The sequence below is a fragment of the Rhodobacter sp. P1_C2 genome (assembly GCF_056406375.1).
The window spans coordinates 1-19601 of the sequence record NZ_JBFUAG010000023.1 but is presented as its reverse complement, the minus strand read 5'-3'; the positions used below and the strand labels follow the sequence as shown (position 1 = coordinate 19601).

The following is a 19601-nucleotide window of genomic DNA, read 5'->3' as shown; positions in this document are numbered from 1 at the left end:
GGCATAAATCGCGGCTTTTTCGCATGGAAACGCTTGCAAAACAGGCGGCGGGGCTGTTGATGCGGCCAATCCAGACCCTCAGCCGCAAATGTGCCGCCATGACAAACGACCCGCTTCACCACGACCTGTCGCGCCGCGATCTTCTGCGCACCGCCCTTGCCGGTGGCGCCTTCTACCTGCTCCCCGATCTGGCCCGCGCCCAGACCCAGGGCAAGAAGGCCGCCGAGGCCACGCCCTTCTCTTTCGAGATCCTGAAGGAGATGGCGCGCAAGCTTTCGACCGAGGCCTATGAGGCGCCCAAGATCGCCGATGGCAAGATCCTCGACCAGATCGACTATGACAAGCACAACGAGGTGCAGTTCAAGAAAGAGGGCACGCTCTGGCTGGATCAGGGTGCCACCTCGCCGGTGCAGCCCTTCTTCCCCGGGCGCTATTTCCGCACGCCGGTGCGGATCTACACGCTCGACCAGGGCATGGCGACGGAATGGAACTTTGACCTCGACCTCTTCGACATCCCGAAGGACAACCCGGCGCGCAAGCTGACCCATACCAAGGGCTTCGCCGGCTTCCGCGTGATGGATGCCAAGACCGAGCGCGACTGGATGGCCTTCCTCGGCGCCTCCTACTGGCGGACCGAGGGCTATTCGGGCCAGTTCGGCCTTTCGGTGCGCGGCCTTGCGATGGACACGGCGATCCCCGACGGGCCCGAGGAATTCCCGCTCTTCACCCGCTTCTGGCTGGAACCTGCGGCAAATGGCGACATGACGGCCTATGCGCTGTTGGAAAGCCCGCGCGCCACCGGGGCCTACCGGATCGTCTCGACCCGCGACAAGGGCGTGATCCAGGAGGTGACCGTCAGCCTCTATCTGCGCGGCGATGTCGAAAGGCTGGGCATGGCGCCGCTGACCTCGATGTACTGGTACGGCAAGCATGACCGTGCGGTGGGCATCGACTGGCGCCCCGAGGTGCATGACAGCGACGGGCTGGAGATCCACACCGGTTCGGGCGAGAAGATCTGGCGCCCGCTGAACAACCCGCCGCGCAACATGGCCAATGCCTTCGGCGCCCCCGGCCTGCAAGGCTTTGGCCTGATGCAGCGCGAGCGGAATTTCGAAGAATATCAGGATGATGGCGTCTTCTACAACAAGCGCGCCAGCGCCTGGGTCGAACCCTTGGGCGATTGGGGCGATGGCGCGGTCTCGCTGGTGGAACTGCGCACCGTGGACGAGACGCATGACAACATCGTGGCAAGCTGGCAGCCTGCGGCCCCGGCCAAGGCGGGCAACAGCTATGATTTCGCCTATCGCCTGTCCTGGGTCGAGGATTGCCCGGTGCCGCCGGTCGTGGCGCGCTTTGTGGCCACAAGGGTCGGCGTCGGCGGCGTGCCCGGGCAGGACCGGGTGCCGGATGTGGTCAAGGTGGTCTGCGATCTCGACAACCGCGGGCTGGAAGAGCTGACCCGCGCCGATGGCGTCGAAGTCGTGGTCAGCGCCTCGCGCGGGAAGGTCAGCGCTATGGCGGCCTATCCCGTGGTGGGCGAGGACAACTGGCGCACGATGTTCGACCTCGACATCTCCGCCCTGCCTGCGGGGGATGACACGCCGGTGGATCTGCGGATCTTCGTCAGCCAGAAGGGGATGGCGAAAAGCGAGACGATGCTGTTGCAGCTTTTCCCCTCGCAGCTGCGCCACATGCTGGCCATCGCACCATGAGCGCGGTCCTGGCAGAGGCGCTGGCCGCGCTGGAGGCTTTGGCCGATCCGGCCAGGGCCGAGGCGGCGGCGGCCTATCACAAGGCGGCGCGGCGCTATCTGGGGGTGACGGTGCCGCAGATCACCGAGCTGGTCGCCGGCTGGCGGGCCGAGCTGGACCTGCCGGGCCGTGTGGCGCTGGCCGCGGGCCTCTGGGACAGCGACATCCACGAGGCGCGGGTGGCGGCGGCCAAGCTTCTGGTGCAGGCGCGGATGGCGGAGGATGGCGCGGTCTGGGACCTGATCGCCTCCTGGGTGCCGGGGCTGGACGCCTGGGCGATTGCCGATACCGTGTGCGATGCGGGCGGGCGGCGGCTGATGGCCGAACCCGCGCGGCTGGATCAGGTCGAGACCTGGACCACCTCGGAAAACATGTGGACCCGCCGCGCGGCCCTGGTGATGACCCTGCCCTGGACCAAGCAGAATTTCCCCAAAGATCAGGATCTTGCGATCCGCGAACGGGTGCTGGGCTGGTGCGTGACCTATGCCGCCGACAAGGACTGGTTCATCCAGAAAGCCGTGGCCTGGTGGCTGCGCGATCTGTCCAAACACGACGCCGGACGGGTCGATGCCTGGCTGGAAGAGCATGGCATGGCGCTGAAATCCTGGGCGCGCAAGGAAGCGGGCCGGCTTTTGCCGCAAGATGGGCAGATTGCCCATCCTACCGGACAAGACGCGCCTAGTGGAGACGAAACTCTCCCGTGACATTTCGCCACTCACCGGGGGAGATCAGCTTCCGGTGGGTGAAGCGCACCGAATGCAGGGGGCCGTCGAGCTTTTCCTGCCAGAATTCGATGAACTTGAACAGCGTCGGATAATCCGGCGCGAGGTCGTAGTCCTGCCAGATATAGCTGTTGAGAACATGGCGGTAATCCGGCATCCGGTAGAAGAATTCCGCCGTGGTCAGACCCCAGCCCTTCAGCATCAGTTCGGTTTCACTTTGACCCGTTTGCGAGCGCATTTTTGCCTCCTGTACTGCCCGATGGCTCCAGTCTGACAAAGCCGGATTAATTTGCAATTAAAACAGTGTGTTGTCACTCTGCCGTGGTGGCTGCCAGCATAAGAATCCAGCCCGCCTTGCACCTCCCCTCCGCTATGGGGTAAACTGCTGCCAACACGATCCTGACCTTGCACATGAAGGCGCGCCCCACGTGAGCGACACCACAGAACCACCGGAAAACACAGAAGATTCCCCGCGTCCGACCTATCACGGCCCGCAGGTGGACATCTCGTCCGAAATGCGGACGGCCTATCTGGACTATGCGATGTCGGTCATCGTCAGCCGCGCCATTCCGGATCTGCGGGACGGCTTAAAACCTGTGCACCGGCGCATCCTGTTCGCGATGTCGGAAACCTCGAACACGCATGACAAGCCCTACCGCAAATCGGCCCGCCCGGTCGGCGACACGATGGGGAAATACCACCCTCACGGCGACTCGGCGATCTATGACGCCCTGGTGCGGATGGCGCAGCCCTTCTCGATGAGCCTGAAGCTTCTGGACGGTCAGGGCAACTTCGGTTCGATGGACGGCGATAACGCGGCGGCCATGCGCTATACCGAAGTGCGGATGGACAAGGCGGCCTCGTTCCTGCTGGCGGATATCGACAAGGAAACCGTTGATTTCCAGGACAATTACGACGGCAAGGACAAGGAGCCGACCGTCCTTCCCGCCCGCTTCCCGAACATGCTGGTCAATGGCGCCGAGGGCATCGCCGTCGGCATGGCCACCCGCATCCCGCCGCATAACCTGGGCGAGGTGATCGACGGCACGCTGGCGCTGATCGAAAATCCCGACCTCTCGACCGAGCGTCTGATCGAGATCATTCCCGCCCCCGATTTCCCGACCGGCGCCTTGATTCTGGGCCGCTCCGGCGCCCGCAAGGCCTATCTCGAAGGGCGCGGCTCGGTGATCATCCGGGCCAAGACCCATGTCGAAGAGATCCGCAAGGACCGTTTCGCCATCGTCATCGACGAGGTGCCCTATCAGGTCAACAAGGCGCGGATGATCGAGATCATCGCCGAACAGGTGCGCGAGAAGAAGATCGAGGGCATCTCCAACGTCGCCGACGAAAGCGACCGGATCGGCGTGCGCGTGGTCATCGAGCTGAAGCGCGATGCGACGCCGGATGTGGTCCTGAACCAGCTCTTCCGCTTCTCGCCGATGCAGACCTCTTTCGCCTGTAACATGCTGGCCCTGAACGGCGGCCGGCCCGAGACCTTGATGCTGCGTGATTTCCTCACGCATTTCATCACCTTCCGCGAGGAAGTTGTCGCGCGGCGCACCGCCTTTGAACTGCGGAAAGCCCGCGAGCGCAGCCATATCCTTTGCGGTCTGGCCGTCGCTGTCTCAAACGTGGACGAGGTGGTCCGCACCATCCGCGCCTCGGCCGATGCCGCGGAAGCCCGCGAAAAACTGATGACCCGGCGCTGGCCCGCCGCCGAGATCGCCGATTACATCCGGCTGATCGACGACCCGAGCCACACGATGAACGACGACGGCACCTATAACCTGTCGGAAGCCCAGGCCCGCGCCATCCTGGAACTGCGCCTGCAACGCCTGACCGCGCTTGGCGTCAAGGAAGTCACCGACGAGCTGGAAGAACTGGCTGCCAAGATCAAGGATTACCTTGAAATTCTCGGCTCCCGCGAGCGGATCATGGCGATCATCTCGGACGAACTTCGCGAGGTGAAGGCGCTTTTCGCCGTGCCGCGCCGGACCGAGATCGTCGACTGGTCGGGCGACATGGAGGACGAAGACCTCATCGAGCGTGAGGATATGGTCGTCACCATCACCTCGGGCGGCTATATCAAGCGTACGCCTCTGGCCGAATTCCGCCAGCAGAACCGCGGCGGCAAGGGTCTGTCCTCGATGCAGACCAAGGATGACGATGTGGTGACCACGCTCTTCGTGGCGAACACCCATACCAACCTGTTGTTCTTCACCACCGATGGCATGGTCTACAAGCTGAAGTGCTGGCGCCTGCCGCTGGCGGGGCGCACCGCCAAGGGCAAGGCCATCGTCAATATCCTGCCGATCGTGCCGGGCATCTCCATCGCCGCGCTGATGCCGGTCGATGTGCCCGAGGAAGATTGGGACAGCCTGCAGATCGTCTTCGCAACCTCGGATGGCGATGTGCGGCAGAACGACCTTTCCGACTTCACCAACGTCAAGCGCAACGGCAAGATCGCGATGAACCTGCCGGAGGGGGTGACGCTGGTCAACGCCGCCATCTGTGACGATCAGGACGATGTGATGCTTGTGACGGCCCTGGGCCGCGCCATCCGCTTCTCCACCACCGAAATCCGCGTCTTCAAATCGCGTGGCAGCACCGGCGTGCGTGGCATCCGTCTGGCCGAGGGCGACCGGGTCGTCTCGATGTCGGTCATTGGTCACTTCGAGGCCGATCCGGCGGAGCGCGAAATCTACCTGAAACAGCGGCGGTTGATGGCCGGTGTGCCGGACGAAGTTCTCGCTGATGATCCCGAGGATACGGAAGTCCCGGCAGGACCCGTTTCGGCTCCGGAAAATGCTCAACTCTCCCCCGAACGTTATGCCGAAATGTCGGCGGCCGAGGATCTGATCCTGACCATCACCACCTCGGGCACCGGCAAGCTGTCCTCGTCGCACGACTACCCGGTGCGCGGACGTGGCGGCATGGGCGTCAAGGCGATGGATTCGGCGATGCGCGGCGGCAATCTGATCGCCTCCTTCAAGGTGGATCTCTCCGACCAGATCATGCTCGCCACCTCGACCGGCCAGTCGATCCGGGTGCCGGTCGACCAGATCAGCTTCCGCTCGCGCGGGGCTGGCGGGGTCAAGGTGCTGAACACGCGAGATGGCGAAGAGGTCGTCTCGGTCGCCCGCGTGCCCGAACAGGACGAGGAGTAAACATGGAGGCCCTGTTTCGCCCCTTCCTTCCGCTAGCCCTCCTCCTTCTCATACTGCTTATGGCGCTATTCATGAGGCGAGCGACCAAGAATGCCAAAGAATGGAGCTCTCGCACGGACGAGCAACTCGCCTTGAATCGAGAGATTAACCGCCACCTCGACCGCATCGCCACAGCGCTTGAGGGCAGAACCAAGTGATGCCCACCCTCACAGCGCGGCTGGAAGACCTGGCCGCGCTGAACCAGACGGTGACCTATGGGCAGCTGGCCCGCGACCTGGGCCTCACCGGCCCCGGAACCATCGCCCGCCTGACCGCAGCGCTCGAGGCGCTGATGGAGGAAGATGCCACCCTGGGCCGCCCCTTCCGCGCCGTGGTCCTCTCCGGTCGTCTGGCGAAAGACCTGCCGGCGCAGGGCTTCCTCGACAAGGCCGCTGCCCTTGGCCGCTATCAGGGTCAGGACCCCGAGACTTATGTGGCCGAGGAACGCCGCGCCCTCCACGCCCGCGCCCGCGCCTGACCTGCCCATCTTGTGCAAAACGGCCCAGGCCAGCCCGGGCTTCTGTGCAGCCATGCAGGGCAAGCCTGCGGGCATCGGCGTATATTGGCCGAAGATCCTCGACTATAGATCGCGCCATGCCCGCTTCGGGGCCTTCAAAGGATCAACACCATGGATAAACTGAACACCTATATTCCCTTCGTCGCGCGGCTTCTTCTGGCGGCCCTGTTCATCGTCGGCGGCCTTGGCAAGCTTGCCAATGTCGAGGGCTTTGCCGGTTACCTCGCCTCGGGCGGTCTGCCCGCCGCCCTCGCCTGGCCGGCGATCCTGTTCGAGATCGCGGTCGGCGTCTCGATGATCATCGGCTTCCAGACCCGGATCATGGCGCTGCTGGCCGCCCTGTTCTGCGTGGTGACCGCTGTGCTTTACCACAGCAACTTCGCCGATCAGACCATGATGGTGATGTTCCTGAAAAACCTCGGCCTCGCCGGTGGCTTCCTGATGGTCTTCGCCAATGGCGCCGGCAAGGTCGCCCTCGACAAGGCTTGATCTGCGCGTAAACTCTGACGGGGTCCGGGGGATGTCCAATCCCCCGGCCTTTCCTTTTCCCGCGACTTCGCTTAAATCCGCCGCATGGAACCCTTACACATCATCGGCGGCGGCATGGCAGGCTCTGAAGCCGCCTGGCAGGCTGCCTCCGCCGGCGTCCCCGTGGTGCTGCACGAGATGCGGCCCCAGGTCAAAACCTTCGCGCACCGGACCGGCGACTTCGCCGAGATGGTCTGCTCGAACTCCTTCCGTTCGGACGACAGCGAACAGAACGCCGTGGGTCTCTTGCATTGGGAGATGCGGGCCGCCAAGGGTCTGATCCTTGAGGCCGCCGAGACGCACCGCCTGCCCGCCGGTGGCGCGCTCGCCGTCGACCGCGATCCCTTTGCCGGTTATGTCACCGAAAAGCTGAAATCGCATCCGCTGATTTCCGTGTCTTATGAGGAAGTTACCGAACTTCCCTCATCCGGCCACTGGATCATCGCCACCGGTCCCCTGACCTCCTCCGCCCTGGCCGAGAGTATCCGGGCCGAGACCCATGCCGAGGCTTTGGCCTTCTTCGACGCCATCGCCCCCATCGTCTATGCCGATACGGTCGACATGTCGGTGGCCTGGATGCAAAGCCGCTACGACAAGGGCGAGACGCTGGAAGAGCAGACCGCCTATATGAACTGCCCGATGGACAAGGCCCAATACGAGGCCTTCATCGCAGCCCTCCTCGCCGCCGAAAAGACCGAATTCCACGCGGGCGAGACCGCCGGCTATTTCGACGGCTGCCTGCCGATCGAGGTCATGGCCGAACGCGGGCCCGAAACCCTGCGCTTCGGCCCGATGAAGCCGGTGGGCCTGACCAATCCTCACAACCCGACCGTCAAGGCCTATGCCGTGGTCCAGCTGCGCCGCGACAACAAGTTGGGCACGCTCTACAACATGGTCGGCTTCCAGACCAAGATGAAGTACGGTGCGCAAACTGCTGTTTTCAAACTGATCCCCGGGCTGGAGAATGCCAGCTTCGCGAGGCTCGGCGGCATCCATCGCAACACCTTCATCAACTCGCCGACGCTGCTCGATGACCAGATGCGCCTGAAATCGCGGCCGAACATCCGCTTTGCCGGCCAGATCACCGGGGTCGAGGGCTATGTCGAATCCGCCGCGATGGGCCTTGTCGCCGGCCGGATGGCCGCTGCAGAGCTGAAGGGCCTCACCCTGCCGCCGCCGCCGCCCGACACCGCGATGGGCGCCCTCATCACCCACATCACCGGCGGGGCCGAGGCCAAGACCTTCCAGCCGATGAACGTGAACTTCGGTCTCTTCCCGCCGATCGACGCCAAGGGCGGCAGGCGCGGCCGCAAGGACCGCTACAAGGCCTATACCGACCGCGCCAAGGCCTCGTTCACCGCATGGCTCGCGTAACCCGCTTCGCGCCCTCGCCAACCGGCCCTTTGCACCTGGGCCATGCCTATGCCGCGCTCACCGCTGCCGCCCGCGGCGACCGCTTCCTTCTGCGGATCGAGGATATCGACCGCCTCCGCTGCAAGCCGCAATGGGAGGCGGCGCTGGAAGACGACCTGCGCTGGCTCGGCCTCTCATGGGAGGTGCCGGTGATGCACCAATCCGCCCGCCAGTCCGCCTATGACGCGGCCCTGGCCCAGCTGGCCCAGATGGGCCTGAGCTACCATTGCACCTGCACAAGGGCGGATATCCGCGCCGCCCTCAGCGCCCCGCAAGAGGGTACCGATGGCCCGATCTACCCCGGCACCTGCCGCGAAGCGGGCCACCAGACCGGCGCCCTGCGCCTGAACCTGACCAAGGCCGCCGAACTCCTGCCCGACCTCACCTTCACCGAAACCGGCACAAACCCGGGCACCCATCACATCCGCCCCGCCGACCTCATCGCCAATACCGGTGACGTGATCCTCTCCCGGCGTGACATCGGCGTGGCCTATCACCTCGCCGTGGTGGTGGATGACGCAGCGCAAGGCATCACCGAGGTCACGCGCGGCGAAGACCTCTTCCCCGCCACCTCGCTCCACGTCGCCCTGCAGCACCTGCTGAACCTGCCGACGCCGGCCTACCATCATCACAAACTGATCCGCGACGACCAGGGCAAGCGCCTCGCCAAACGCGACGACGCCCGCGCACTCGCAAAATACCGCGACGAGGGCCTCACCCCCGCCGATATCCGCGCGAAGATCGGCCTCTAAACCTTTTCATCGGTCCATAAATATCCCGCGGGGGGTCCGGGGGGCGCGAAGCCCCCCGGCCTTGGCGGCAGCAAGCCCGCCCTGACCTGTCAGGGCTTCTTCGGCCCATCCAGGTGCTTCCGCAACCGGGAAGGCGTGTTGAACTTCGGGTTCTTGAACGGGTTCTTGTCGCTCTGCGACCGCAGCATCAGGCGGATCGGCGTGCCGGGCATGTCGAAATGCTCGCGCAGCCCGTTCACCAGATAGCGGCGGTAGCTGTCGGGCATGTCTTCGGGGTGGGAGCACATGACCACGAAGCCCGGCGGGCGGGTTTTCACTTGCGTCATATAACGCAGGCGGATCCGCTTGCCGCCCGGGGCGGGTGGCGGGTGGGCCTCGGTCATCGCCCCCAGCCAGGTGTTCAGCCGGTTGGTCGCCACACGGCGGTTCCAGACGGCATGGGCCTTGAGCACCGCCTCATGCAGCCGGTCCATGCCACGCCCGGTCTTGCCCGAGATGGTGACGAGGGGCGCGCCGCGCAGCTGGGGCAGCAAGCGTTCGAACATCTCTTTCAGCTCGGCCAGCTTTTCCTGCTTTTCGTCTTCCAGATCCCATTTGTTGATCGCCACGACCACGGCGCGCCCCTCGGTCTCAGCATAGTCGCAGATCCGCAGATCCTGGGTCTCGAAAGGAATTTCCACGTCCAGCAGCACCACGACCACTTCGGCAAAACGCACCGCGCGCAGGCCGTCGGCGACCGACAGTTTCTCCAGCTTTTCAACGACCTTGCCGCGCTTCCTCATCCCGGCCGTGTCGAAAATCCGCGTCGGCGTGCCGCGCCAGTCGGTCTTGACCGAGATGGCGTCGCGGGTGATGCCCGCCTCGGGCCCGGTCAAGAGCCGGTCATAGCCGAGGATCGTGTTGATCAGCGTCGATTTGCCGGCATTGGGGCGGCCGATGACGGCGATCTGCAGCGGATGTTCCGGCGTGGGGGCGAAAGAGGTCTCGTCGCCCTCTTCCTCGGCCTCTTCCTCGCTGATTTCGACATCGACCAGCGGCGCATCGGCCTCGGCCCTTGCCTTGAACAGCTCTTCATAGGGTTTGAGCGCGTTATAGAGGTCGTCGATCCCCTCGCCATGTTCGGCCGACAGGCGGATCGGCTCGCCGAGGCCAAGGCTCCAGCCTTCCAAGGCACCGGCATCGCCAGCCTTGCCCTCGGCCTTGTTGACGCCGAGGATGACCTTGGCGCCCTTCTTGCGCAGGATATCGGCGAAGGTCTCGTCCGAGGGGGTCACGCCCACACGGCCGTCGATCAGGAACAGGCTGACATCGGCCATGTCGACGGCGCGTTCGGTCAGTCGGCGCATCCTTCCCTGCAGGCTGTCGTCGGTGATCTCTTCGAGGCCCGCCGTGTCGATCACGGTGAAGCGCAGGTCAAAGAGCTTGGCATCGCCCTCGCGCAGGTCGCGCGTCACGCCGGGCTGGTCATCGACCAGCGCCAGCTTGCGGCCCACGAGCCGGTTGAACAGGGTGGATTTGCCCACATTCGGGCGCCCCACGATGGCGAGGGTAAAGCTCATCTGCATTCCTTGCGCATTTGCAAGAGGGTGCCTTACACCGGAACCGGATCAGCGGAAAGCCAGAAGTTGTCCCTTGGTGTTCATCACGACCAGCAGGCCCTGCGCCAGGGCGGGCGGGGTCGCAGCACCGCCCGGAATCGCGACCTGGGCCGTCAGGCTGCCATCGGTCGGGCTGAAGGCGCGCAGATAGCCGTCCGAGGAGACGACGATCACGCGGCCCCCTGCCAGCACCGGGCCAAAGCTCGCCACCACCGCGTGATGCTTCTTCGCCTTGTCCTTGACGAAGAAGGGCAAGGCCACCGACCAGATCGTCGACCCGTCGCGGGTCGAGAGCCGGACCAGGCGCCCGTCGTCATTGGCCACGAAGACCGAGCCACCGACCACGAGCGGCGCGTTCAGGGCGCCATCCTCGGCGGTCCAGAGCCGCTGGCCGCTGGCGAGACTATAGGCCCCGGTGCGCCCGCCCTCGGTGCCGACATAGATCGTGCCACCCGACAGGACCGGATCGCCGGTGATATCGCCCGAATCCGCCCCGGCGCGGCCCAGCCTGCGGCCAGAGACCGCCGCCGTCCAGACCTCGGCCCCGGTGGCGGCATCGACGCCGGCCAGGATGCCGCTGGCGAAGGGCAGGACCACGGTCTTGCCCTCGACCGCGGGTGAGGCTCCGCCGTCGAAGCGGAAGGAATCGACGCTGTCCGCCCCGGTATATTGCCAGACCAGCCGCCCCGAGACCGCGTCCAGCGCCACGGCGCTGCCGTCGTTGTTCAGGACATAGACCCGATTGCCCGCCACCGCCGGCGCGCCCGCCGGCATGGCGCCCATCCGCTGGCGCCAGAGCACGCGGCCATCGGCGGCGTTCAGCGCCACCGTCTCGCCATAGCCGGTCGTCGCAAAGACCCGGCCCGCATCGACCGAAAGCCCGCCGCCCGACAGGCCGCCGCCATTGTCGAAGGCCGCGGTCAGGTCGGTGTGCCAGATCGTCCCGCCCTGCAGCGAGACCGCCGTCACCCCGGCGCCCGAATCCATCGCGAAAGCCACGCCGCCCGCGATCACCGGGGCCGCGTTGATCCGGTTCTTGTTCGAACTGCCCTTGCCGACCTGCGCCGACCAGACCAGCTGCGGTGCGGCCGACAACAGCGCATGGGGCCCGGCATGGCGCACATTGCCGCCACGCTGCGGCCAGTCGGCGTTCGAGATCATCGCCGGCAGGCTGATCGCCGCCGAGGTGTTGACCGGCAGATCCGGCGGCGGCACCGGGGCGGGCTGCCCCTCGACCTGCACCGAATCCTCCAGAGGTGCCCGCACCGGAAAGCGCGTGCCCTGCAGGATCACTTCCTTCTGACAGGCGGCCAGAAGGCCCGCTGCCGCGGTCAGTGCCAGAACCGGGAACCTGATCTTCACACTGCGCATGATGCCAACTGCCATCTCTTGTCCTGCCTCACCCGGCCGAGGGCGCTGCGGCCCCTGCCGCAGGCTTGGCTTCGGGAACTTTGCCGCCGAGGGCGGTGATTGCCAGCGCCAGACGCTGGCGCATCCCCGCCGGCGCTTCCTGATCCTGGATCAGGGCGGTGAGCGCGGTCACCGCCTCGTCTTTCTTGCCCTCTTCGATCAGAAGATAGGCGAGTTGTTCTTCGGCCAGCACCCGCAGCGGGCGGCCGGGCACATCGATCGCGGTCAGGGCGGCGCGGCGGTCGGCCAGGGGCGCCTCGGTGCCGGCGATCGCCACGCGCTTCAGCACGGCGAGATCGCGGTAGATCTGCGGCGCCTTCGCATCGGCCACCAACGCATCCAGCGCGGCCAGCGCGCCGGCCTTGTCGGTCGCGGGCGTGCCGGCCTTCAGCAGCGCCAGCAGCGCGGCCTGGTCGCCATCGGCGGGCACGGCGGCCAGCGCCGCGGCGCGGGCTGCCGGATCGGGCAGCTCCATCGCGGCCAGGACGCCATCGCCGAAGGCCTCGGCCCGGGATTTCTCCTGCGCTTTCTGATATTCGTTATAGCCGGCCCCGCCGACGATCAGCAGCACGGCCACGACCCCGATCCAGCCATAGCGGCGGAAGGTGGCGTAGAGCCGGTCACTCCGGACGGCATCGGTGACTTCATCGACGAAACTGTCTGGCGTGCTCATGTCGGCTCCTCAACTTCAGGCCTGTCTTACAGGCAAACCGCGCGGCTTGCCAAGCCCTTGGGCCAAGGCCCCGCCCCCGGCCCGGCAAGATCGGGCCAAGGGCTTGGATAGCCCTGCGGTTGGCGCAGGCAGGTCTAGGAGACGAGGATCTGGCCCGCCAGATCGCCGGCGCCGATGCCGTGCAGGACCAGCTCCTCGCCGCCGCCGAAGAGGAAGCGGACCGAGCCATCGCCGAGGACCGTGGCGTAGCGGTCATAGACCTGCTGGCCCGTCGTCTCGCCCGCCAGAAGGGCGTGGTTCAGGCGGATGACATCGCCGTCGGCGATCGAGAAATCCCAGACATCGTCGCGCCCGCCGTCCAGACCGAAGAGGATGGAATCGGCCCCGGCGCCGCAATAGATCCCGTCATTGCCCGCGCCACCGGCCAGAAGATCGGCCCCGCCGCCGCCGTAAAGGCTGTCCGCGCCGCGCCCGCCATAAAGGCTGTCCGCCCCGGTCAGGTCGCGCACATTGGTGTCGCCGCCGAACAGCCGGTCGGCGCCAAAGCCACCCAGCACCAGATCCCCGCCGAGACCGCCATAGCAAAGGTCATTGCCCGCCCCGCCATCGACCCGGTCAAAGGCGCCGCCGCCGGCGAGCGTATCGGCCCCCTCCCCGCCATAGATCCCGTCCTGCGCAGCCCCACCCTCCAGCCAGTCGGCCCCGCCATTGCCCTCGAGCCGGTCGCGCCCGAGACCGCCATACCAGGTTTGCGCCGCGCCATCGCCCGACAGCAGGTCCCGCTCGGTGACGCTGATCGTGTTCGAGGTGCCATCGAGGATGATCGGATCGGCGGGGGAGAAATTGCCCCGGGTGATCTGGCCGGCATCGCTGGTCAGATCCTCGATGAAGGGCAGAAGCTCGGTCAGGCTGCCCGCGCCGAAGACCGGTAGGGCGCCGTCGAGCCCGATGTAATAGTCACGGTGGGCGGCGAGGTCGCTGATGCCCCAGACATAGCCGGAAAAGGCATGGGCGCCGGTGGTCTCGCCCAGAAAGATCGTGTTCGAGGTGCCATCCGTGATGTTGTTGATGAAGCGGACCGAACCATCGCCGAAGCCGAATTGCAGCCCGTCGGGCTGGCGCAGCAGATCCACCGGCGGGGCGCTGCCGCCGCTCCACCCATCGGCGTAGCTGTAGCTGAGGCTGTGCCCGCCGGTCCAGCGGACCTCGGCCGTGCCATAATCGACGATGGCCGTATGGCCCGCATTCCATTCGACCCAGAGGCTGGACATCGTAATCGTTGTCATAATTCCCTCCATTGCTCAAATGGGGGAAGTGTCCGCCGCTTTGCCAAACCGGTCAAGCCGCTTGAACCGTGGCGCGGTTCAGCTCGCCACGGTCACATGGGTATAGCGGTTGCCATGCCGCAGGGTGGAATATTCCGGCTCTTCGGTGAGAGCATCTTCGGGGGCGACGCCCTCGGTCTCGCTTTCCTCGGCCGATTGACGTTCCCACATCGCGGTGTAGCGGCCGCCCTTGGCCAGAAGCTCGTCATGGGTGCCTTGTTCGACGACTTCGCCGGCCTCGAGCACGAGGATCTGGTCGCTGTCGGCGATGGTGGACAGGCGGTGCGCGATGGTGATGACCGAACGGCCCTGCCCCATCTCATGCAGGCTTTCCTGGATGTCGCGCTCGGTCTGGGTGTCGAGCGCCGAGGTCGCCTCGTCCAAGACCAGGATCGGCGGGTTCTTCAGAAGCGTGCGGGCGATGCCGACGCGCTGCTTTTCGCCGCCCGAAAGCTTCAGGCCGCGTTCGCCCACCTTGGCCTCGTAGCCATCGGGCAAGGACATGATGAAGTCATGGATCTTGGCCGCCTTGGCCGCCGCCTCCACCGCTTCACGCGGGGCGTCGGGGTTGCCATAGGCGATGTTGTAATAGACCGTGTCGTTGAAAAGGACGGTATCCTGCGGCACGACGCCGATCGCCTGATGCAGGCTGGTTTGCGTCACGTCGCGGATGTCCTGCCCGTCGATCCGGATCGACCCGCCGGTGATGTCATAGAAGCGGAACAGAAGCCGCCCGATGGTCGACTTGCCCGAGCCGGAGGGCCCGACCAGCGCGATCTTGTGCCCCGGCCCGACGCGCAAGGAGACGCCCTTCAGGATCGGGCGGTTCTCGTCATAGGCAAAGCTCACATTGTCGAAGACCACCTCGCCCTGCGGCACGCGGAGGTCCGGCGCGTCCGGGGCATCGACCACTTCGGCGGGCTGCGCCAGCAGGCCGAACATCTCGCCCATGTCGACCAGGGCCTGACGGATCTCGCGGTAGACGGTGCCGAGGAAGCCCAGAGGCAGGGTGATCTGCATCATATAGGCGTTGACCATGACGAAATCGCCCACCGTGAAGCGGCCCTGCTGCACGCCGATCGCCGAGAGGACCATGACGATGATCAGGCCCACCGTGATGATGACGTTCTGCCCGACGTTCAGGACAGACAGCGATTGGCCGGTGCGGACGGCAAAGCCCTCATAGGCCTGCATCGCGCGGTCATAGCGGGCCGCCTCGCGCGCTTCGGCGTTGAAATACTTGACGGTTTCGTAGTTCAGAAGCGAGTCGATCGCCTTCTGGTTGGCATCGGTGTCCTGATCGTTCATCGCCCGGCGGATCTGCACCCGCCATTCGGTGACCTTGAAGGTATAGGTCACATAGATCGCGATCGTGGCCAGCACGACGACGCTGTAGGCCCAGCCGAAATAGACCGCGAAGATCACCGAGACCATGGTCAGTTCCAGGATCAAGGGGATGATCGAAAAGAGCATGAAGCGCAAAAGGAAGTCGACGCCCTTGACCCCGCGCTCGATCACCCGGGACAGGCCGCCGGTCTTGCGGGTGATATGATAGCGCAGGGACAGGCGGTGGATATGGGTGAAGGTCTCGAAAGCCAGTTTGCGCAGGGCGCGCTGGCCGACGCGGACAAAGACCCAGTCGCGCATCTCGCCGAAGAACACGGTGCCCATCCGGGCCAGGCCATAGACCACGGTCAAGGCCACCGCCCCCATCAGCAGGGGCGTTGCGGGGTCGAGGCTCGCGTGGTTGGTCAGCGCATCCACGGCCTTCTTGTAGAGATAGGGCGTGAAGACCGAGACGATCTTGGAGACGACCAGAAGGCACAGCGCCAGCACGACGCGCTGCCGGACCCAGGGCTCGTTCTTCGGCCAGAGATAGGGTGCGACGCGGCGCATCGTCGCCCAGCCATTGGCGGGGGTCTTGGCAATATCGGCGGAGGTGGCGGTGGTGGTCAGGCGGCGCATGGGATGTCCTTTGGCCCGCGAGGGCGGGACATACCGCCGGGGCATGGCAGACTTGGGTCAGCCTTGCGCAGAAGTAAACCCCCGGCGCCGATTTTAGGCGTCGGGGGCAGCAGGTATGACAGAAGCGGCAGGCTGCGAAGGGCCGCCCTGGGAGGTCTCAGTTCTTCGGCAGGGTGAAGACCTGACCGGGATAGATCAGATCGGGGTTCCTGATCTTGTCCTTGTTGGCCTGCCAGACCTGCACATAGAGGAAGCCCGAGCCCATCTGTTTGCGCGCGATGCCCCAGAGCGTATAGCCCGGCTGCACCGTGACCGAGACCGGCGCCGGGGCCGCGGGCGGGCTTTCGCTGGCGGGGGCTGCGACGCTGGCGGCCTGATCGGGTGCGGTGGCCGGGGCCGGTTCGGTGCCGGGCGCGGTGGTGGCCGTCGCCACGGCGGGGGCCGAGGCTGCGCTGCCATCGGTCAGGCTGGTGGTCGCGGCGGGGGCATCGGGGGCGGCTTGCGGTGTGGCAGAGGCATCGGCTGCCGGGGTCGCAACCGGCGCCGGGCTGCTGCTGGCAGCCTTGGCCGCGGCGGCGAGGGCCTCGGGCGTCTCGCGTTTGAAAGGCGTCTCGAAGCGCGAGGTCACCTTGCCCGCGGCATCGACCTGATCGACGCGGAGCGTGTAGATCTTCGGCGCGATGCCGGTCTCGGTGACGCTCCAGGCGCCGTCCTTGCCGATCGCAACCGCTTCGCCCAGGGAGGCATTGTCGAGGTAAAGCCGCACGAAGGCATCGGCGGTGCCGTGGCCTGCGAACTGCACCGTGGCCGGGTCGGGGTAGGAGATGACCTCGAGGCTGACATTGGCCGCAACCTCGGCCGGAACCGGCGTGCCGGACTGGACGAGCTTGGCGCCCTGATCGGTCACCACCAGCGCCGTGGTGCCCGTCTGGGTGCCCGTATCGGTGCCAGTCTGGGTACCGGTCTGGGCCGGGGCCGCCTCGGGCTGGGCGGCGGCGGGTGCGGTTGCATCCGCTGTGGCCGTGCCGGAGGTCGCGCCACTCGCGGCCGCCGTCGCATCGGGGGCGGTGCCCGTGCTGTCGGTCGCAACCGTGGCCGCAGGAGCGGTGGTCGCGGCAAGGGCCACGGCGGCGCCTGCCTCGGCCATCGTGCCATCGGGCTGGGTGACGATCATCGTCATCAGCCGCCCCGCCCCCGCCGCCGGCAGGGTAAAGAGCGCCACGAACTTGCCAGAGGCATCGGGCGCAGGGGCGGCAATTTCGATGCCATCGACCAGAAGCGAGACCTTGGCCCCCGGCGCCACCTGCCCTGCCACCACGGCAGAGCCATCGGGCGCGACGCGGATCACGTCGAAACTTGGCGCCGGGGCTGGCGCCGCCGCCACCTCGGTCGGGGCGGGCGCGGGCGCCATGCTCGGCGCAGAGGCATCGCTCGCCGCCGCATCCGAAGGCGCTGTCGCCGCCGCATTGGATGGTGCTGCGGTCGAGGATGCCGCCTCGGCAGGTGCCGCAGGTGCAGGTGCCGCAGTTGTGGTCGATGCCACAGCGTCAGGCGCAGGTGCGGGCGGCGTGGTCGATGCCGCGGCATCAGGCGCAGGCGCCGCTGGCGCCGTGCTGGCCGAAGCCTCCGGTTGCGCCGCCGGCGCAGGCGCCGTCGCCGCAGCGGTCCCTGTCGCCGCATCTGGCGCAGGCGCGGGCGCCGGTATTGCCAGTTTGGCGGCACTGTCGTCCACCGCCGGTCCCCTGGTCTTGAAAATCTCATAGGCTCCGGTGCCCAGAAGGATGACGACGATCGCAATCGCCGTTGCCCTGGACCCCGAACTCATCTCACTCCACGCAGCCATACCGTCCCCCAAGCCGAAAAAGGTCCGCGGGGACTGTTGCCGTCCCCTGCTTTCCTTTGGTCACAATCCCGGATATCCAAGGCAAAGCAACTGGTTTTCAGAGATTTTTCCCATATGTCACCGCAAGGTTCCGCTTCCCGGATCGGCAAGCCCTCGCCGCAGCGCTCGGTCTGCGTGTTTTGTGGCGCAAGGACGGGGAAAAACCCCGCGCATCAGGCGGCGGCCCAGGCCACCGGGCGGGCCATCGCGGCGGCGGGCTGGCGGCTGGTCTATGGCGCGGGCGATGTCGGCCTGATGGGCGAGGTAGCACGGGCGGCGCAGGCGGCGGGCGCGCCGACGCTGGGCGTGATCCCGACGCATCTTCTGGCGATGGAGGTCGGCAAGCGGGACCTCACGACCTTCGTCGTCACCGAGACGATGCATGAACGCAAGAAGGTCATGTTCATGAACGCCGATGCGATCGCCCTGCTGCCGGGTGGCGCAGGCTCGCTGGACGAGTTCTTCGAGGTGCTGACCTGGGCGCAGATCGGCCTGCACCGCAAGCCGATCTGGCTGATCGACGTGGCGGGTTATTGGCAGCCGCTGATCGCGCTGATGGACCATGTGATCGCCGAGGGCTTTGCCGATGCGTCCTTGCGCGACCATTTCACGGTACTGGACGGGGTCGAGGCCTTTGCCGCAGCGCTTGGCTGACCCGAAGATGGGCAGATTGCCCATCCTACCGGCCAGCCGCGTCCTGCCTGGCTAGGCCGCCCTGCCCCGCCTGAGGCTGCGTCCCGGGCCAAGGCTGTAGATCGCGATCGCCGCCCAGATCATCAGCAGCGCCGCGCCGTGCCAGGGCGTCACCCGCTCGCCCATGATCAGCCAGGCCGAGAGGAACTGCAGCGTCGGGTTGAGGTATTGCACCAGACCGCTGGTCGCCAGCCGGACCCGTTGCGCGCCATAGGAGAACAGGACGAGCGGCCCGCCGCTCAACGGCCCGGCCAGAGGCAGCATCACGCTGTGGTAGAGGTCGCGCCCGAACCAGCCCTCGCCCTGCAGCGCCTGCCAGACCAGCCAGGCCATCAAGGGCGGCGACAGGATCAGCACCTCGACCAGGACCGAGATCAGCCCCGGCGCCCGGACCCGCTTCTTGACCGCCGCGTAAAGCGCGAAGCTGAGCGCCAGCGTCAGGGCGATCACCGGGGCCACGCCGAGCCCGTAGGTCAAAAGCCCCACCGCCAGCGCCACCAGCCCGATGGCAAGGGCCTGTGCGCCCCGCAAGGCCTCGCCGAAGAGAAGCAGCCCGAGGAAGGCCGAGGCCAGGGGATAGATGTAATAGCCAAGCGAAGCCTCCACCGCGCGGTTCGCCACGATGGCCCAGATGAAGAGGAACCAGTTGAACCCGATGAGCAGCGCCGCGGCGAGGATCCGCCAGCGGTCCTCGCCCCGCACCAGCGCGGTCACCTCGCCCCCGCGCCCGCCCAAGGCGACCACAAGGCCGAACCCCAGCGCCGTCCAGAGCGTGCGATGCGCCATCATCTCGACCGCAGGCACCTCGTGCAGCGCGTGGTAATACAGCGGCGCGAACCCCCAGATCGCGCAGGCCGCGACGATGGCCAGCACGCCCTTCCGGTGGTCTGTCAAGGCGGTCATCCGGCGCAACCCTTGTTGGTAGCAACTGTCTTTCAGGCTTTGGTTTGGGCGTAGTCTTTGCCTGTTTTGACCATTGCGTTGAGAATTGTCAGGAGTTTTCTTGCGCAGGCGATGATTGCGACCTTTGTCGGTTTTCCGGCAGCGGCGAGTCTTGCTCTGAAGGCCTTGATGTTCGGATCGTGGCGCGAGGCGATGAAGCCGGCCAGGTAGAGGCTGCGTCTGATGGCGGGTCGCCCGCCCCAGATGTGGCGCCTTCCGCGCAG

At 66.2% G+C, this 19601-nt stretch carries 16 protein-coding genes and 1 pseudogene; 8 read left to right on the top strand and 9 right to left on the bottom strand.

From position 1 onward, the window contains the following. The first annotated feature begins 98 nt into the window (after positions 1-98). Both AC1DZT_RS24400 and AC1DZT_RS24395 read left to right on the top strand, forming a co-directional pair. Positions 99-1712 (top strand): OpgD/OpgG family glucan biosynthesis protein, encoded by a 1614-nt coding sequence (locus tag AC1DZT_RS24400; RefSeq protein WP_478009255.1) that lies wholly within the window; start codon positions 99-101, stop codon positions 1710-1712. After that, positions 1709-2455 (top strand): DNA alkylation repair protein, encoded by a 747-nt coding sequence (locus tag AC1DZT_RS24395; protein WP_478009254.1) that lies wholly within the window; start codon positions 1709-1711, stop codon positions 2453-2455. The genes AC1DZT_RS24400 and AC1DZT_RS24395 overlap by 4 nt, the downstream gene beginning before the upstream one ends. Here AC1DZT_RS24395 and AC1DZT_RS24390 read toward each other — a convergent pair. After that, positions 2430-2711, bottom strand: coding sequence for an usg protein (locus AC1DZT_RS24390; RefSeq protein ID WP_478009253.1), 282 nt, complete (start codon positions 2709-2711; stop codon positions 2430-2432). The two genes, AC1DZT_RS24395 and AC1DZT_RS24390, sit on opposite strands and share 26 nt — an antisense overlap. Positions 2712-2988: 277 nt before the next feature. On the opposite strand from AC1DZT_RS24390, the gene gyrA reads away from it, so the two are divergent. The 5 genes from gyrA (at position 2989) to gluQRS (ending at position 8889) form a co-directional block, all read left to right on the top strand. Continuing rightward, entirely contained in the window at positions 2989-5640 is a 2652-nt protein-coding gene (gene gyrA, locus AC1DZT_RS24385; protein WP_478009275.1) for a DNA gyrase subunit A, read from the top strand. A 196-nt stretch (positions 5641-5836) separates the two neighbouring features. Continuing rightward, the gene (locus tag AC1DZT_RS24380; RefSeq protein WP_478009252.1) at positions 5837-6157 is read left to right on the top strand and encodes a hypothetical protein; all 321 of its coding nucleotides are present in this window, start codon (positions 5837-5839) and stop codon (positions 6155-6157) included. 150 nt (positions 6158-6307) lie between these two features. Further along, positions 6308-6685 carry a DoxX family protein gene (locus AC1DZT_RS24375; RefSeq protein WP_478009251.1) on the top strand — a complete coding sequence of 126 codons (378 nt, stop codon included), beginning with the start codon at positions 6308-6310 and terminating at the stop codon, positions 6683-6685. An 84-nt stretch (positions 6686-6769) separates the two neighbouring features. Beyond that, on the top strand, positions 6770-8098 hold the full coding sequence (gene trmFO, locus AC1DZT_RS24370) for a methylenetetrahydrofolate--tRNA-(uracil(54)-C(5))-methyltransferase (FADH(2)-oxidizing) TrmFO (RefSeq protein ID WP_478009250.1): 1329 nt from the start codon (positions 6770-6772) through the stop codon (positions 8096-8098). After that, positions 8086-8889 (top strand): tRNA glutamyl-Q(34) synthetase GluQRS, encoded by an 804-nt coding sequence (gene gluQRS / locus AC1DZT_RS24365; RefSeq protein ID WP_478009249.1) that lies wholly within the window; start codon positions 8086-8088, stop codon positions 8887-8889. The genes trmFO and gluQRS overlap by 13 nt, the downstream gene beginning before the upstream one ends. 89 nt (positions 8890-8978) lie before the next feature. On the opposite strand, the gene der is transcribed toward gluQRS, so the two are convergent. The 6 genes from der to AC1DZT_RS24335 all read right to left on the bottom strand — a co-directional run bounded on the left by der (position 8979) and on the right by AC1DZT_RS24335 (position 17685). Further along, positions 8979-10448, bottom strand: coding sequence for a ribosome biogenesis GTPase Der (der, locus tag AC1DZT_RS24360; RefSeq protein ID WP_478009248.1), 1470 nt, complete (start codon positions 10446-10448; stop codon positions 8979-8981). Positions 10449-10496: 48 nt separating this feature from the next. Next, the gene (locus AC1DZT_RS24355) at positions 10497-11873 is read right to left on the bottom strand and encodes an outer membrane protein assembly factor BamB family protein (protein WP_478009247.1); all 1377 of its coding nucleotides are present in this window, start codon (positions 11871-11873) and stop codon (positions 10497-10499) included. A 13-nt stretch (positions 11874-11886) separates the two neighbouring features. Then, on the bottom strand, positions 11887-12570 hold the full coding sequence (locus AC1DZT_RS24350) for a hypothetical protein (protein ID WP_478009246.1): 684 nt from the start codon (positions 12568-12570) through the stop codon (positions 11887-11889). 134 nt (positions 12571-12704) lie between these two features. After that, positions 12705-13856, bottom strand: coding sequence for a calcium-binding protein (locus AC1DZT_RS24345; RefSeq protein ID WP_478009245.1), 1152 nt, complete (start codon positions 13854-13856; stop codon positions 12705-12707). Positions 13857-13934: 78 nt separating this feature from the next. After that, the gene (locus AC1DZT_RS24340; protein WP_478009244.1) at positions 13935-15860 is read right to left on the bottom strand and encodes an ABCB family ABC transporter ATP-binding protein/permease; all 1926 of its coding nucleotides are present in this window, start codon (positions 15858-15860) and stop codon (positions 13935-13937) included. Positions 15861-16017: 157 nt separating this feature from the next. Beyond that, positions 16018-17685: a LysM peptidoglycan-binding domain-containing protein gene (locus AC1DZT_RS24335; protein ID WP_478009243.1), complete on the bottom strand. Its 1668-nt coding sequence runs from the start codon at positions 17683-17685 to the stop codon at positions 16018-16020. 132 nt (positions 17686-17817) lie between these two features. On the opposite strand from AC1DZT_RS24335, the gene AC1DZT_RS24330 reads away from it, so the two are divergent. Next, positions 17818-18396: an LOG family protein gene (locus tag AC1DZT_RS24330; protein ID WP_478009242.1), complete on the top strand. Its 579-nt coding sequence runs from the start codon at positions 17818-17820 to the stop codon at positions 18394-18396. 51 nt (positions 18397-18447) lie between these two features. Here the strand turns inward: AC1DZT_RS24330 and rarD are convergent, their stop codons facing one another. Both rarD and AC1DZT_RS24320 read right to left on the bottom strand, forming a co-directional pair. Beyond that, positions 18448-19338 (bottom strand): EamA family transporter RarD, encoded by an 891-nt coding sequence (gene rarD, locus AC1DZT_RS24325; protein ID WP_478009241.1) that lies wholly within the window; start codon positions 19336-19338, stop codon positions 18448-18450. Between the two features lie 32 nt (positions 19339-19370). After that, positions 19371-19601 (bottom strand): annotated as a pseudogene (locus AC1DZT_RS24320) (IS110-like element ISHne4 family transposase); the annotation flags it as partial.